We start from the raw sequence: 14,273 nt of genomic DNA, 5'->3' as shown, positions 1-14,273 counted from the left end.
TGAATGATGCCCGGCGCTGAAAAGTGACCGGCGGAGTGGGCCGTGTTGGTGTCGCACCCCCGCGGCGCCGCAGTCGCCCACGGCCCCGACCCACCCACCGAACCGTTGGCGCTACGCGCACCCCCACCGAAACAGCCACAGGCCGCCGCAGGCATCGCGCCCGTCACACACCACCCTCGCCCGCCCGATCCAACAGCCCCGTCCGCGCCGCCAAGGCAGCCGCCTCCAGCCTCGACCCGACGCCCAGTTTCATCAGCACCCGTTGGACATGGGTGCGCGCAGTCGACGGTGCGATGCCCATGCCCGCAGCGATCAGCCGGGTGTCCTCGCCGTCCGCGACGCGGACCAGGACCTCGACCTCCCGGGGCGTGAGCATGGACAGCAACCGCTGCCCCTCGTCGTCCGGTTGCGCCGCAGGGTTGAGCAACTCGCTGAACGCCCCCTGCAGCAGCTGCGGCGCCACCGCCGCCTCCCCCGCCCTGGCCTTCATGATCGCCCGCTCGACACCCTCTATCCGCTCGTCATGCCGCACATAACCGGAGGCCCCCGCCGCGAACGCCGCAGCAATCCCCCGCGGACTGGGCACCGGCCCCAGCACCAGCACAGCCACCTGCGGCCGCTCCCGCTTGATCCTCACCACCGGGTCGAACATCCCCGGCTCCGCAGGCGTCGCGGTCCCCAACAGGCACACCTCAGGCGCCCGCGTGATCACCAGCTCCGCCGCCCCCGCGGCAGGCGCCGCCGCGGCCAGCACGCGGTGCCCCCTCAGCTTCAGCGCCGAAGCCAGCGCCTCCGCGAGCAATCGGTGGTCGTCGACCACCATGAGCCGCACTCCCATCGAGCAACCCCCCAAGTCCCCCAAGTCCCCCGGTCCCCAGCCCCCAATGGAATCCCGGTGAACGTGAACGCCACCTACGGAGCCCACCGTGGATACCCACTGGCCGCGCGGACAGGAGCCCCCTCCCGGCTCCCCCGCCCTTCATGCCCCCGGAAGCTACACGCTTGTTCGACGTTACGCTCCCCCTACTGGTGAGAAGTGCCCCGGAACGGCGGATTTTCTGGCTTTCCCCGCATTCGAGGACGATGAGACGGTACGACGGTACGCACACGGCCCCGCTCCTGAAACAGGAACGGGGCCATGGTCGCCCAAGGGGTCAGCTCACTCGTCGGTCGTACCGAACGCGATCACATGAGCCTTGGGGTCGGCGGAACTCGTCAACTCGCTGGCGAACACGGCGGACATGTACAGACGCCCCTGCGAGTAGATGAACTCGGAGTACTCCGGAGACATCCGCGTCTCCAAGTCCCGCACCGACCGCGCCGCAGGATTCTCCAGCAGCTTCGTCTCCTCGAAGCTGCCACCGTCCACGCTGACGATCTGCCCGCCCTTGTCGTACGGCGGCCGCTTGTACGCGATCACGTTGCCGCCGTCCATCCGCAGCGGCGTGATCGTGTACCCATCCCCCGCGTCCGCGCGCTGCCCGGTCTGCTTGCCGGTGGCCAGGTCGAAGGCGACGATCTCGTTGGTCCGGCCGCGCGCACCGCCGCTGCTGTGCTGCTCGGTCTCCACGTAGAGCCGGTCGTTGCCCACCACGACGCCCTTGCACTGCTCGATCGTGGTGACGCCGGAGCACTTGGCCGCGAACTGGTCGGCCGGCACGGAGATGCGGATGCGCAGCTTGCCGGTCTTGTTGTCGATGGCGAAGACGTCCGAGATGCCGATGGCGTCCGACTGCCCGGCCTCCGCGGCCACGACGAGCGGCTCGGTGGACACCACACTCGCGTACTCGACGCCCTCGGCCATCTTGTACTCGGAGATCACCTTCCCGGACTTCGGGTCGATGGTCTGGATGTGCAGCTGAGGCTGGTCGTAGGAACCGCACTTGCGCACGGCGACCAGCTTCTCGCCACCGGCGTACCCGAGGTCGTAGCAGCCGTCCTCGGCCTTCGGGACCCACAGCTGCTTGCCGGTCTTGAGGTCGAACGCGGTGCCGCCGCTCGTACCGCCCGCGGCGACGGTGCCGCCGCTGACGGTGATGTTGTCGAAGCGCAGCGGTGAGCCGTCCACCTCGGTGCTCTTCGTCCACAGCTTCTTGCCTGCGTCGAGGTCGATCGCCGCGACCTCGCTGCAGCCGTACGACGGCCGTTCCTTGGTCGGCATGTCGGGCTGGAAGGCGACCGCCGTGAGCCCGTCCTCATTGACGTGCTTGCTTGCCTGGCAGACCGGTCCCGGCAGCTTGACGGTCCACAGCTTGGTGCCCTTGTCGCGGTCGTAGCCGACGATCTCGGCGACGCCGCTCTTGACGTACGCGTCGTCGGTCAGCCACGAGCCGGACACGACGACGCTGGTGTCGTCCTCGACGTCGGGCGCCTTGATTTGGAAGAGGACGTCGGCGTTGGTGTCGGCGGGCACCTTCTCGGTGCCGTCGGGGGCGTCGACTCCGCCGTCTCCGTCGCCGTTGTCGCCGCCACCGGTGCCGCCGCTGGACCTGGCGGCGTCGTCCTTGCCGCCCTCGTCACCGGACTTGGCGTACAGCACGCCACCGACGATCAGCGAGATCACCACGACGGCCGCCGCCACGATGACGGCGAGCTGCCCGCTGGACCGCTGCCCGCCACCACCCGGCCCGGCGGGCTGCATCGGCACGGTCTGCTGCGGGTAGCCGTAGCCGGGCGGCTGACCGTAGGGGTTCGGCTGCTGGCCGTACGGGTTCTGCGGCTGCCCGTAGGTGGCGGGCTGCTGGCCGGGGTAGCCGTATCCGGCGGGCGGAGTGGGAGGTCGGCCCGCCTGGCCCCCCTGGGGCGCCTGCGGATAGCCGTACGCCGGCTGCTGGGCCCCGGACGGCGGACCCTGCGGAGGCGGCGGCGATGTCGGCGGGCCGAACCCGCCCCCCTGCTGCTGGGGCGGCTGGTCCTGCGGCGGGCCGAACCCGCCCTGCGGGGGCTGGTTGGGCGGCGGGGGCGGCGGCTGGGTCATGGCGTGGGTACCTCAGGGGAGGGGGACGACGGGCACGGCGGGAACGTGGGGGACGACGGCGCAGGGAAGGACTGCCGCTCGGCTCACTTGCCGAAGGCGAGGATCAGCTTCTCCTTGGACTCGTCGTTGCCGCTGAGCCGGGTGCTCGAGAGGTAGAAGCGCCCGTCGGCCCAGTCGAACGCCTTCGAGAAGAAGCCGTTCTCCACGTCCGCGGCGCCGGCCGGGTTCTGCAGCAGCGTCGTCGGCTTGGGGTTGCTGCCGCCGACCGGGATGGACACGACCTGGCCGCCCGCGTCGTACGACGCGTCGACGTAGGCGAGGAGCTTGCCGTCCTCGACCTTGATCGGCAGCATCGGCTCCTCGGCGGGGGACTTGACGCGCCACTTCTCCTTGCCGTTGGCCAGGTTGATCGCGACGATCTCGTTGGCCCCGGTGGTCGCCTTGGTCGGCATGTAGAGGGTGTCGGCGTCGGAGGCCACACCGCTGCAGCCCTGGAGGTCACGCTGGAGGATGGCCCAGCCGCACTGGGCGCCGATCTCCAGAGCGACCTCGACCTGCGAGCGGCGCTTGCCGTCGTCGCCCAAGGTCGAGATGTTCCACTGCTTCTTGTCCTCGTTGGTGCTGTAGAGGACCAGCGGGTCGAGGGAGAAGACGCGCGCGACCTTCCAGCCCTTGTCGAACTGCCAGGTCCACTTGACCTTGCCGGTCGCCGGGTCGAGCTCCTGCACCTCGTCGTGCTCGTTGCTGCCGGTGGCGTCGCAGCCCGCCACGGCGATCAGCTTGTCGCCGCCGGCGAAGGCGTCCGGGAAGCACTTGTCGCCGAACCTCGTCTTGTCCCACAGCTTCTTGCCGCTGTTGACGTCGTACGCCGTGCCCGACTGCGAGCGGCCCACCATCAACGTCTTGCCGGTGATGGACAGTTCGACGTCGAGCGTGCTGTCGAACAGCGCGCCGTTGGCGACCGAGGCCTTCCAGCCCTTGGCGCCGGTGTTGAGGTCGACCTGCTGGAGCTGGTTGCACTTGGCGCGGTCGCTGCTGCCGCTCATGTACGCGACGACGATCTTGTCGTCGGACGACTTCTGCGGGGTGACCGCGCAGATCTTCTGCGGGAAGGCGATCGGGTCCCAAGTGGACTCGCCGTCACCGACGTTGTAGGCGAAGAGCTGCTTGTACGCCGCCTTCACCGCGGCCTTGTCGGTGATCCACATGCCGGGGGCGTCGGCACCGGAGGCGGGCGCGTCGGGCGCGGGCTTGTACCAGAGCACCTTCGAGTCGCCGGACTGGCGACCGCCGTTGAGGTTCTCCGGGTCGGCGCCGCCGCCACTGCCACCGCCGCCCTCGGGGTCTTCGGACGGGGACTCGGTGTTCTTCGAGTCGCCGCTCTCCTGGGCTGTCGGCTTCTTCGGGTCGTCGTCACCGCCGCTGGTCACCGCGTACACGCCGCCGCCGATGACGAGCAGCGCCGCCACCGCGGCACCGATGGCGAGGGCGGGCTTGCCCTTGAAGGGGTTGCGCGAGCCGGGCTGCGGGGCCCCGGGTGCGCCCGGGTACTGCGGCTGGCCCGGGTAGCCGTAACCCTGGGCGGGCTGCTGGCCGTAGGGACCGGGCTGCTGCTGATAGCCGTACGGCCCCGGCTGCTGCTGCGGCTGCGCGTACGGGCCGGACTGGTACGGGCCCGGCTGCGCCGGCGGCTGCTGCGGGTAGCCGTAGCCGGGCTGCGGGGCGCCGGGCGGCGGGCCCTGCGGGGGCGGCGGCGTCTGCGGCGGGCCCTGCGGCGGAGGGGGTGTCTGGGGGGCGCCCTGCGGCGGGGGCGGGGTCTGGGGCGCGTCCTGCGGAGGCTGCGGGGCGCCGAAGCCGCCCTGCCGCGGGTCCTGCGGTGCGCCGAAACCGCCCTGGGGCGGCTGGTTGGGCGGCTGGCTCATGAGCGGTTCCCCCTCGTGACCGGTGTGGTGCCACGTCATGTGCCGTCGCGTTTCCGCCACACCGACGGTTCTCAGACTGTTCTCAGACGGCTCTTTCTATCACCCGCCGACGACAGTGCACCGGGCCCCGTCGCCCCCTGTTCCCAAGGGAGGACCGGCCTGTGATGCCCCCGTTATGCGCCTTCACACGCCCTTCACGCGGGGCGTGGAAGCGCGGCAAAAGGGCGCGTGCGCCCTGAAGGGGCGCGGGGAACTGCGCGACCAGCCACAACGACGCCGCAGACGACAGCCGACACATAGCGGCACTTCGGTAGTCGCGCCCTTCCCGGCGAAACGCTACGCGTCCTCCGCAAGTTCCAGCCAGCGCAGCTCCAGCTCGTCCCGCTGGCCGGCCAAGTCGCGCAGTTCCGCGTCGAGTTCGGCGACCTTTCCGAAGTCGGTGGCGTGCTCGGCGATCTGCGTGTGCAGCTTCGTCTCCTTCTCGGAGATCTTGTCGAGCTGCCGCTCGATCTTCTGCAACTCCTTCTTGGCGGCGCGCACATCGGCGGCGCTCTTCTCCGGTACGGCCTTCTCGGCGGCCGGAGCGGACGCGGCGCCGGCGGCGACCTGGGCCTCCATGCGGTGGCGGCGCTCCAGGTACTCGTCGATGCCGCGCGGCAGCATCCGCAGGGTGGCGTCGCCGAGGAGGGCGAACACCCGGTCCGTGGTCCGCTCGACGAAGAACCGGTCGTGGGAGATGACGATCATCGAGCCGGGCCAGCCGTCGAGGACGTCCTCCAGCTGGGTGAGCGTCTCGATGTCGAGGTCGTTGGTGGGCTCGTCGAGGAAGAGGACGTTGGGCTCGTCCATCAGCAGGCGCAGCAGCTGGAGCCGGCGCCGCTCACCACCGGACAGGTCCCCGACCGGCGTCCACTGCTTCTCCTTGCTGAAGCCGAACGTCTCGCACAGCTGCCCGGCGGTCATCTCGCGCCCCTTGCCGAGGTCGACGCGCTCGCGCACCTGCGACACGGCTTCCAGCACCCGCAGGTTCGGGGCGAGCTCGGCGACCTCCTGGGACAGATAGGCGAGCTTGACAGTCTTTCCGACGGCGATCCGTCCGGCGGCCGGCTGCACCTCGCCCTCCGTGCGCGCCGCCTCGGCCATCGCCCGCAGCAGGGACGTCTTGCCGGCGCCGTTGACGCCGACGAGACCGATCCGGTCCCCCGGGCCGAGCTGCCATGTCACATGCTTGAGCAGCACCTTGGGGCCGGCCTGGACGGTGATGTCCTCCAGGTCGAAGACGGTCTTCCCGAGCCGGGACGAGGCGAACTTCATCAGCTCGCTGCTGTCCCGGGGCGGGGGGACGTCCTTGATGAGCTCGTTGGCGGCCTCGACGCGGAAGCGCGGCTTGGACGTGCGCGCGGGGGCGCCGCGGCGCAGCCAGGCCAGCTCCTTGCGAACCAGGTTCTGCCGCTTGACCTCTTCGGTGGCGGCGATGCGCTCGCGCTCGGCGCGGGCGAAGACGTAGTCGGAGTAGCCGCCCTCGTACTCGTAGACGTCGCCCTTCTGCACGTCCCACATGCGCGTGCAGACCTGGTCGAGGAACCAGCGGTCGTGGGTGACGCACACGAGCGCGGAGCGGCGCTCGCGCAGGTGCTGGGCCAGCCAGGAGATGCCCTCGACGTCGAGGTGGTTGGTGGGCTCGTCGAGGACGATGAGGTCCTGCTCCTCGATGAGCAGCTTGGCGAGCGCGATCCGCCGCCGCTCGCCGCCGGACAGGGGGCCGATGACGGTGTCGAGGCCCTGCGGGAAGCCGGGCAGGTCGAGGCCGCCGAACAGGCCCGTGAGCACGTCCCGGACCTTGGCGTTGCCCGCCCACTCGTGGTCGGCCATGTCCCGGATGACCTCGTGCCGGACGGTCGCCTCGGGGTCCAGCGAGTCGTGCTGGGTGAGTACCCCGAGCCGCAGTCCGCCGGAGTGCGTGACCCGGCCGGTGTCGGCCTCCTCCAGCTTGGCCAGCATCCGGATCAGGGTCGTCTTGCCGTCGCCGTTGCGACCGACGACGCCGATGCGGTCCCCCTCGGAGACGCCGAGCGACACACCGTCGAGCAGGGCACGGGTGCCGTACACCTTGCTGACGTTCTCGACATTGACCAGATTGACGGCCATTTTTCTCCTGCCCAGGGGGTCGATCAGCCTCCCAGCCTAGTCGGCCCGTACGACAGCCCCTGCGCCCCGGGGACCGGCGGCCCCGGGGCGCTGCGTCGTGGAGGGCGGCGTCAGCGGCGGGCGGCCGCCGCGCGGACCTCGGCGAGGAGGTCGTACATGACCCGGCCGGGGCACTCGGTGTCGAAGTAGTCGCGGTGGCCGCCGACCGTGTTCGTGTCCTTCTTGGTGCCGTTGACGGGGTTGGTGTACGTCACCCTCGCCTGCGGGTCCAGGCCCTCGAACCGGGATATGACCTTGATCAGCCGGATCAGGGAGGCCTTGGCCGCGTCCGTGGGGGCCTGCTGGTCGAGGTTGCCGATCAGGGCGATGCCGAGGGCGCCGGAGTTGTAGCCCACGGAGTGGAAGCCGGTGACGAGGTCGCCGTCCGGGTTGAAGGCGGGGATGCCGTCGTCGCCGGAGTAGCGGCCCTCGTAGACGGTGCCGGCCTCGTCGATGAGGAAGTGGTAGCCGATGTCACCCCAGTCGTTGGTGATCGCGTGGAACTCGTAGATCGCGCGCACCGTCGCGGCCGGGTCGGGGTCGTCGTTGGGCGTCGCGGTGTGGTGGACCGTGATGATCTGGAGCGGGTAGTACGTCTCGGGCGAGTTGACCTTGCCGTCCTTGTACCGCTTGGACTCGTCGGCGCCCCAGGCCGGCCGCGAGAGGTAGCCGACGCCACGCACGCGCGTGGGCTCGCTCGGCACCTGGTAGGTGCGCTCGGGGCCGTCGGTGGTGTCGATGGCCAGCGAGCGCACGCCGTTGATGCCGCTGGGGGCCTTCACCTCGTAGGCCTTGGCGTTGCCGGCGGCGACCAGGGCGGTACCGCCGTCCTCGACGGTCGCGCAGCCGTGGGCCAGGTTCTGCCAGTTGCCGTCCGCGAGCCGGATGGCGGCGCCGTCCTTGGCGCCGGACCAGCGCACACCGACGTAGGAGGCGGCGACGGCGGTGGTGGCCTCGCCGGTACCGGTGGCGGCCTCGGTCCGGGTGGCGGGGAACTTCTCCGGCGTCGTGCCCGAACCACCGGAATCGGAGGTGGAGTTGTCCGTCTCGCCGGAGCCGCCCGCGGCGAACACCATCGGCGTGAGCGCGGTTCCGGCGGCCACCGCCCCACCCGCGGCCATCATGCCGCGACGGGACAGGGAGCGCTTTCTACGGTGAGACGGCTGGGCGGGGGTGGGGGATTCGGACACAGGAGTGTCCCCTTCCAGAAGTGCGCTTGACGGTGAGCCGGGCACGACAGCCCGAAAGTTGAAACGTCAAGCGACCCTAAACGCCTCAGCCGCCCCACGGGTACTGCGATCGCAGTACTTCCGTGTGGAGATCGGGCGAAGAACGCGTACTTGTGAGTACGGCGTCACGCTCCGGCGGCCCGCACGACCGTGGCGCCCTGCGCGGGCCCGGACGCGGTGCGCACCGAGCGGCAGGTGCCGGACGCCCGCAGGGTGTCGGCCACCTTCACCGCCGACTCGGGGTCGCGGGCGAGGAACGCCGTCGTCGGACCCGAGCCGGAGACCAGCGCCGTGAGCGCACCGGCGGCGCGGCCGGCCGCGAGGGTGTCGGCCAGTTCCGGGAAGAGGGAGAGGGCGGCGGGCTGGAGGTCGTTGGAGACGGCCGCGGCGAGCGCGTCGGGGTCGCCCTTCGCGAGGGCGGCGAGGAGCGGCTCGGAGGCGACGGGCTCGGGGATGTCGGTGCCCTCGCCGAGCCGGTCGAACTCACGGAACACGGCCGGCGTCGAAAGCCCCCGGTCGGCCATCGCGAACACCCAGTGGAAGGTGCCGCCCACGTCGAGCGTACGGAGCTTCTCGCCCCGCCCGGTGCCCAGAGCCGCCCCACCGACCAGACTGAACGGCACGTCGCTGCCCAACTCGGCGCAGATGTCGAGGAGTTCCTCGCGGGAGGCGTGCGTACCCCACAGCGCGTCGCAGGCCAGCAGCGCGCCCGCGCCGTCCGCGCTGCCGCCCGCCATGCCGCCGGCGACCGGGATGTCCTTGGCGATGTGGAGGTGGACGGCGGCGTCCAGACCACGGCGTTGCGCCAGGGCGAGCGCCGCGCGGGCGGCGAGGTTCGTACGGTCGAGGGGGACCTGGTCGGCGTCGGGGCCGTCACAGGTGACGCGCAGTCCGTCGGGCGAGGGGGTCACGGTGACCTCGTCGTGCAGGCCGACCGCCAGGAAGACGTTGGCCAGGTCGTGAAAGCCGTCGGGCCGCGCGGCGCCGACCGCGAGCTGGACGTTGACCTTGGCGGGGACACGTACGGTGACGCTCGCGCTCACTTACTCGGACTCCTTGTGCTGGTCGGCGGGCCGGGCGGGGGGCTCCGCGGGGGCCGCCTTGTGCTCGGCGATCCGTACGAACTCCTCGACCGTCAGGGCCTCTCCGCGGGCCTGCGGTGAGACGCCGGCCGCGACGAGGGCCTCCTCGGCGGCTGCCGCCGACCCCGCCCAGCCGGCGAGCGCGGCACGCAGCGTCTTGCGGCGCTGGGCGAAGGCGCCGTCGATGACGGCGAAGACCTCGCGCCGGGAGGCGGTGGTCTTGATCGGCTCGGCGCGCCGGGTCAGGGACACCAGCCCGCTGTCGACGTTCGGCGCGGGCCAGAAGACGTTGCGTCCGATGGCGCCGGCCCGCTTGACCTCGGCGTACCAGTTGGCCTTGACCGAGGGGACGCCGTACACCTTCGAACCGGGTGCGGCGGCCAGTCGGTCGGCGACCTCCGACTGCACCATGACGAGGGTGCGTTCGATGCTCGGGAAGGTTTCGAGCATGTGGAGGAGGACCGGGACGGCCACGTTGTAGGGGAGGTTGGCGACCAGCGCGGTGGGCGGCGGGCCCGGCAGCTCGGTGACCTGCATCGCGTCGGAGTGCACCAGCGCGAACCGGTCGGCGCGCTCCGGCATGCGGGCCGCGATGGTCGCGGGCAGCGCGGCGGCGAGGACGTCGTCGATCTCGACGGCGGTGACGCGGTCGGCCGCCTCCAGCAGCGCCAGGGTGAGCGAGCCGAGTCCGGGTCCCACCTCGACCACCACGTCGTCGGGGCGGACGTCCGCGGTGCGGACGATGCGGCGGACCGTGTTCGCGTCGATCACGAAGTTCTGGCCGCGCTGTTTGGTGGGGCGCACACCGAGGGCGGCCGCCAGTTCACGGATGTCGGCGGGGCCCAGGAGGGCGTCGGGGGTGGGGCTGCTCACCCGACAAGGGTACGGGGCCGTACAGCTGCCACCTGCCGCCCGTCACCGCAGGCGGCTCACCCGTGCAACCGCTCCCCGCAGTGCGGCCAGGGACTCGCCCCCTGCCGCACATACAGCTTCTTCGCCCGTGCCGTCTGTTCCGCCGCCGGCGCGTCCTGCGGGCGGCCCTTGCCGCCGAGGCTCCGCCAGGTGTGCGTGTCGAACTGGTACAGCCCGCCGTACGTCCCGGACGAGTCCACCGCGTCCGCCCGGCCCCCGGACTCGCACGCCGCGAGGCCCTGCCAGTTCAGGCCTCCCGCGCCGCTCACGGAGGTCGGCAGCGGCTTGGTGCCGACCTTCACCACCTGCGTCCGCGGCTCGCGCACCACCTCGGACTTCGTCCGCCGCGGCTTCTGCCGGACGCCGTTGACGGTGCGCAGCGAGTACGTGACCCGCCGCAGCCCCAGCTGCCCCGCCCGCTCGACGACCTCCGTGCCCTTGAAGACCGTGGGGTCCTCGATCCGCTGCTCGGCGAACTGGATCGCCTCGTCGCGGATCTCCTTGCGGCCGGTGATCCTCAGGACCGTGACGGTCTGCCCGTCGCGCGGGAAGCTCTCGGGCGGGACGGACGTCGCGTCCTGGCCACGCAGAGTGATGCCGGCCTGCTCCACGACCTCGCTCACCGTCGCCGCGTTCGTGCGGATGGTGCGCGCCCGCCCGTCCGCCATGACCGTCACCGCGCGCTCGGTGCGCACATCCAGCGCGAGCCCTTCACGCCCGATGCGTCTGGAGCGCGACGCCGAGACATACGCCCCCTCCGCGCGCACCCCGATCTGCCGGAGCGCCGCCTCCACGGTGCGTTCCGTCGTCCACACCTCGCGCCGCTGGCCGTCGAGCGTGAGCCGCACGGGGCGGCCGTAGCGCACCGCGATCTCGTCACCGCTGCTGAGCGCCGCATCGGGAGCGGGCGCCACCACGTCGTGCGCGCCGACGTCGACGCCCTCCTCGGTGAGCAGTTCGGTGACGTCGTCCGCGAAGGTGTGCAGCGTGCGCGGTGTGCCGTCGACGCTCAGCTCGATCGCCTTGTCCTCGGCGACGAAGGCGCTCGTGCCGCCGGCGAGGAACGCCACGACCAGCGCCTGCGGGACGAGCCGGCGCATGGGCCCGTCTCCACGCTCGGCGATCCTTCCCCTGCGCCGGTGGGCGGCGCGACGTCCGCTCCTGGGGCGCACTACCGGCTCGTACGCCTCCTCGTACGCCTCCTCGTACGCCGTCTCGTACGCCGTCTCGGACGCCTCGTAGGCGGGCCGGTAGGTGTCCTCGTACGGGACGCGGGCCGTGCCGTACGTGCTGTATGTGCCGTACGCGTCGTGCGTCTCGTACGCCCCCTGCACCCCGTACCCCAGCGTCTGCGCGGTGTGCGGGTCGAAGCCGCCGTACGCCGGGGGCTCGTGGGCCGGGCTCGGGCCATACGTCTCGAACTGCGCGTTGCTCACGACGACACGCTCCAGCGGAGGGGTCCGTTTAGGGCCCCCAGAACCTAGCGGAGCGTCGATTACTCTCCAAGGCGACGCGACTACGCACAGTTGCGACGGGGTCGTGGTGAACCCGTGCGAGCGTTATCGAGCGGTTATCCGTCAGTAGCCGAAGGCACGTGCCGTGTTCGAGCCCAGGGCCGCCGCCAGCGCGTCCTCGTCGATCCCCCGTACGGCAGCCATGGCGCGCACCGTGATCGGAATGAGATACGGAGCGTTGGGCCGTCCGCGGTACGGGGCCGGCGTGAGGAACGGAGCGTCGGTCTCCACGAGGAGCAGCTCCAGCGGGGCCACCGCCACCGCGTCCCGCAGATTCTGGGCGTTCTTGAAGGTGACGTTGCCGGCGAAGGACATGAAGTATCCGGCGCGGGCGCACACCTGGGCCATCTCGGCGTCCCCGGAGTAGCAGTGGAAGACGGTCCGCTCCGGGGCGCCCTCCTCCTTCAGCACCCGCAGCACATCCGCATGGGCGTCGCGGTCGTGGATGACCAGCGCCTTGCCGTGCCGCTTGGCGATCTCGATGTGGGCGCGGAACGACGCCTCCTGCGCCTCGTTGCCCTCGGGCCCGGTGCGGAAGTAGTCGAGGCCGGTCTCGCCGACGCCCTTGACCTGCGCCAGCGCGGCCAGGCGGTCGATCTCGGCGAGCGCCTCGTCGAGCGCCCGCGCACCACCCGGCTCACGCGCCCCCTGCCGCGACCAGCCGTCGGGGTCCCCGTGCACGATGCGCGGCGCCTCGTTCGGATGCAGGGCGACGGTCGCGTGCACGGCGTCGTACTGCGCCGCCGTCTCGGCCGCCCACTGCGAGCCGCGTACGTCGCAGCCGACCTGCACGACCGTGGTCACGCCCACCGACGCGGCCTTGGCGAGCCCCTCCTCGACCGTGCCGGACTGCATGTCGAGGTGGGTGTGCGAGTCGGCGACCGGCACCCGCAGCGGTTCCGGGAGCGGCGGGGCGGCGTGCTTGTCGGCGGCGTTCGAAGGCATGCCCCGATCCTACGAAAGGGGCATGCCCGAGCGGCCGGGTGCTCGGCTCAGCTCGCCTTGCGGTGGAAGACGTGCAGAAGGTCGGACAGGTGCCAGTGGTGGTGCGGCCCGGTCGGCGCCGACGCCGCATCCGCCCCGGGCTCCGCCTTCGGCTGGGTGGGGACGGTGCCGGCGCGGTGGAGGGAGTTCTGCACGGAGGACACCTGGCCGGGCCGCATGATCCGCACGACGTGGCCGTCGCAGTTGTGACACGTGGGCCGGCTCAGCGGGGACGGCACCACCTGGCCGTTCGCCACGTACACGACGAACTCCCGTCCGTCCCCGTCCATGTGGTGCTCTATCTCGTACGACTGCTCCCAGCCATGCCCGCAGCGCATGCAGGCGAACGAATACGACTCGTGGACGACGGCGGTCGCGGCGCTGCGAAGGCCCGTGGTCTGCTGTGCGATCTCACTCATGCCAGCTCCTGTGGTCCGCTGGGTGGGACGGGTCGCGTCCCACAACCCAGTGGACTCCTCCGCAGGAGTGAACGCACGGGATCTGTCCAGTGTTGGCGCCGACTTGGACGTTCCTTGCCGAAAGGGCCGGGTTGCTTTACCCCGGCATGGGGCGCACGCTCATGCGATATACGCCCTGCTCACACGGCATTTCACGCCTCCGCCTTCTTGGCCGCCACCACGGCGTCGAAGACCTCCCTCTTGGGCACCCCGGCCTCCGCCGCGACCGCCGCGATGGCCTCCTTGCGCCGCTCCCCCGCCTCTTCACGGATGCGAACCCGCCGTACGAACTCGGCGGCGTCGACCTCCTCGGCCCCCTTCTCGGGCGCCCCCTCGACGACGACGGTGATCTCCCCGCGCACGCCCTCGGCCGCCCACTCGGCCAGCTCCCCGAGCCCGCCGCGCCTGACCTCCTCGTACGTCTTGGTCAGCTCCCGGCACACGGCGGCCCGCCGCTCGGCGCCGAACACCTCGGCCATCGCGGCGAGCGTGTCGTCGAGCCGGTGCGGCGCCTCGAAGTAGACGAGGGTGCGCCGCTCCTCGGCCACCTCCTTCAGGCGCGAGAGCCGCTCCCCCGCCTTGCGCGGCAGGAACCCCTCGAAGCAGAACCGGTCGACGGGCAGCCCGGACAGGGCGAGCGCGGTCAGCACCGCGGACGGCCCCGGCACCGCGGTGACCTTGATGTCCTTCTCCACCGCCGCCGCGACCAGCCGGTACCCGGGGTCGGACACCGACGGCATCCCCGCGTCGGTCACCAGCAGCACCCGCGAGCCCTCCAGGAGCGCCTCGACCAGCTCGGGCGTACGGGCCGACTCGTTGCCCTCGAAGTACGACACGACCCGCCCGGCCGGCTGCACGCCCAGCGCCTGGGTGAGGCGCCGCAGCCGCCGGGTGTCCTCGGCGGCGACCACGTCCGCGCCGGCCAGCTCCTCGACCAGCCGGGGCGGGGCGTCCTTGACGTCGCCGATGGGAGTGCCTGCCAAAACAAGGGTTCCTGTCACGTTTCCA

11 protein-coding genes are annotated in these 14,273 nt (G+C 71.6%); all 11 read right to left on the bottom strand.

Annotation, left to right across the window (positions count from 1 at the left end):
* Window positions 1-163: 163 nt before the first annotated feature.
* Window positions 164-838: a helix-turn-helix transcriptional regulator gene (locus OHT51_RS24775; RefSeq protein ID WP_328881119.1), complete on the bottom strand. Its 675-nt coding sequence runs from the start codon at window positions 836-838 to the stop codon at window positions 164-166.
* 321 nt (window positions 839-1,159) lie between these two features.
* Window positions 1,160-2,977: an outer membrane protein assembly factor BamB family protein gene (locus tag OHT51_RS24770; RefSeq protein WP_328881118.1), complete on the bottom strand. Its 1,818-nt coding sequence runs from the start codon at window positions 2,975-2,977 to the stop codon at window positions 1,160-1,162.
* An 83-nt stretch (window positions 2,978-3,060) separates the two neighbouring features.
* A complete protein-coding gene (locus OHT51_RS24765) occupies window positions 3,061-4,899 on the bottom strand; it encodes an outer membrane protein assembly factor BamB family protein (RefSeq protein WP_328881117.1) in 1,839 nt (612 codons plus the stop codon).
* Window positions 4,900-5,235: 336 nt separating this feature from the next.
* A complete protein-coding gene (locus tag OHT51_RS24760) occupies window positions 5,236-7,047 on the bottom strand; it encodes an ABC-F family ATP-binding cassette domain-containing protein (RefSeq protein ID WP_328881116.1) in 1,812 nt (603 codons plus the stop codon).
* A 110-nt stretch (window positions 7,048-7,157) separates the two neighbouring features.
* The gene (locus OHT51_RS24755; RefSeq protein WP_328881115.1) at window positions 7,158-8,276 is read right to left on the bottom strand and encodes a peptidoglycan recognition protein family protein; all 1,119 of its coding nucleotides are present in this window, start codon (window positions 8,274-8,276) and stop codon (window positions 7,158-7,160) included.
* A gap of 164 nt (window positions 8,277-8,440) precedes the next feature.
* The gene (locus OHT51_RS24750; protein WP_328881114.1) at window positions 8,441-9,358 is read right to left on the bottom strand and encodes a 4-(cytidine 5'-diphospho)-2-C-methyl-D-erythritol kinase; all 918 of its coding nucleotides are present in this window, start codon (window positions 9,356-9,358) and stop codon (window positions 8,441-8,443) included.
* A complete protein-coding gene (gene rsmA / locus OHT51_RS24745; RefSeq protein WP_328881113.1) occupies window positions 9,359-10,270 on the bottom strand; it encodes a 16S rRNA (adenine(1518)-N(6)/adenine(1519)-N(6))-dimethyltransferase RsmA in 912 nt (303 codons plus the stop codon).
* 56 nt (window positions 10,271-10,326) lie between these two features.
* Window positions 10,327-11,745, bottom strand: a complete 1,419-nt coding sequence (locus OHT51_RS24740) for a ubiquitin-like domain-containing protein (RefSeq protein ID WP_328881112.1) — start codon at window positions 11,743-11,745, stop codon at window positions 10,327-10,329.
* Window positions 11,746-11,886: 141 nt separating this feature from the next.
* On the bottom strand, window positions 11,887-12,768 hold the full coding sequence (locus OHT51_RS24735) for a TatD family hydrolase (protein ID WP_328881111.1): 882 nt from the start codon (window positions 12,766-12,768) through the stop codon (window positions 11,887-11,889).
* 47 nt (window positions 12,769-12,815) lie between these two features.
* On the bottom strand, window positions 12,816-13,226 hold the full coding sequence (locus OHT51_RS24730) for a hypothetical protein (protein WP_328881110.1): 411 nt from the start codon (window positions 13,224-13,226) through the stop codon (window positions 12,816-12,818).
* 191 nt (window positions 13,227-13,417) lie between these two features.
* Entirely contained in the window at window positions 13,418-14,266 is an 849-nt protein-coding gene (rsmI, locus tag OHT51_RS24725) for a 16S rRNA (cytidine(1402)-2'-O)-methyltransferase (protein WP_328881109.1), read from the bottom strand.
* Between the last annotated feature and the right edge of the window lie 7 nt (window positions 14,267-14,273).

Source organism: Streptomyces sp. NBC_00299 (assembly GCF_036173045.1).
Taxonomy (GTDB): Bacteria; Actinomycetota; Actinomycetes; order Streptomycetales; family Streptomycetaceae; genus Streptomyces; species Streptomyces machairae.
Note: the sequence above shows the minus strand (reverse complement) of the source record. Positions and strands in the feature narration are given on the sequence as shown.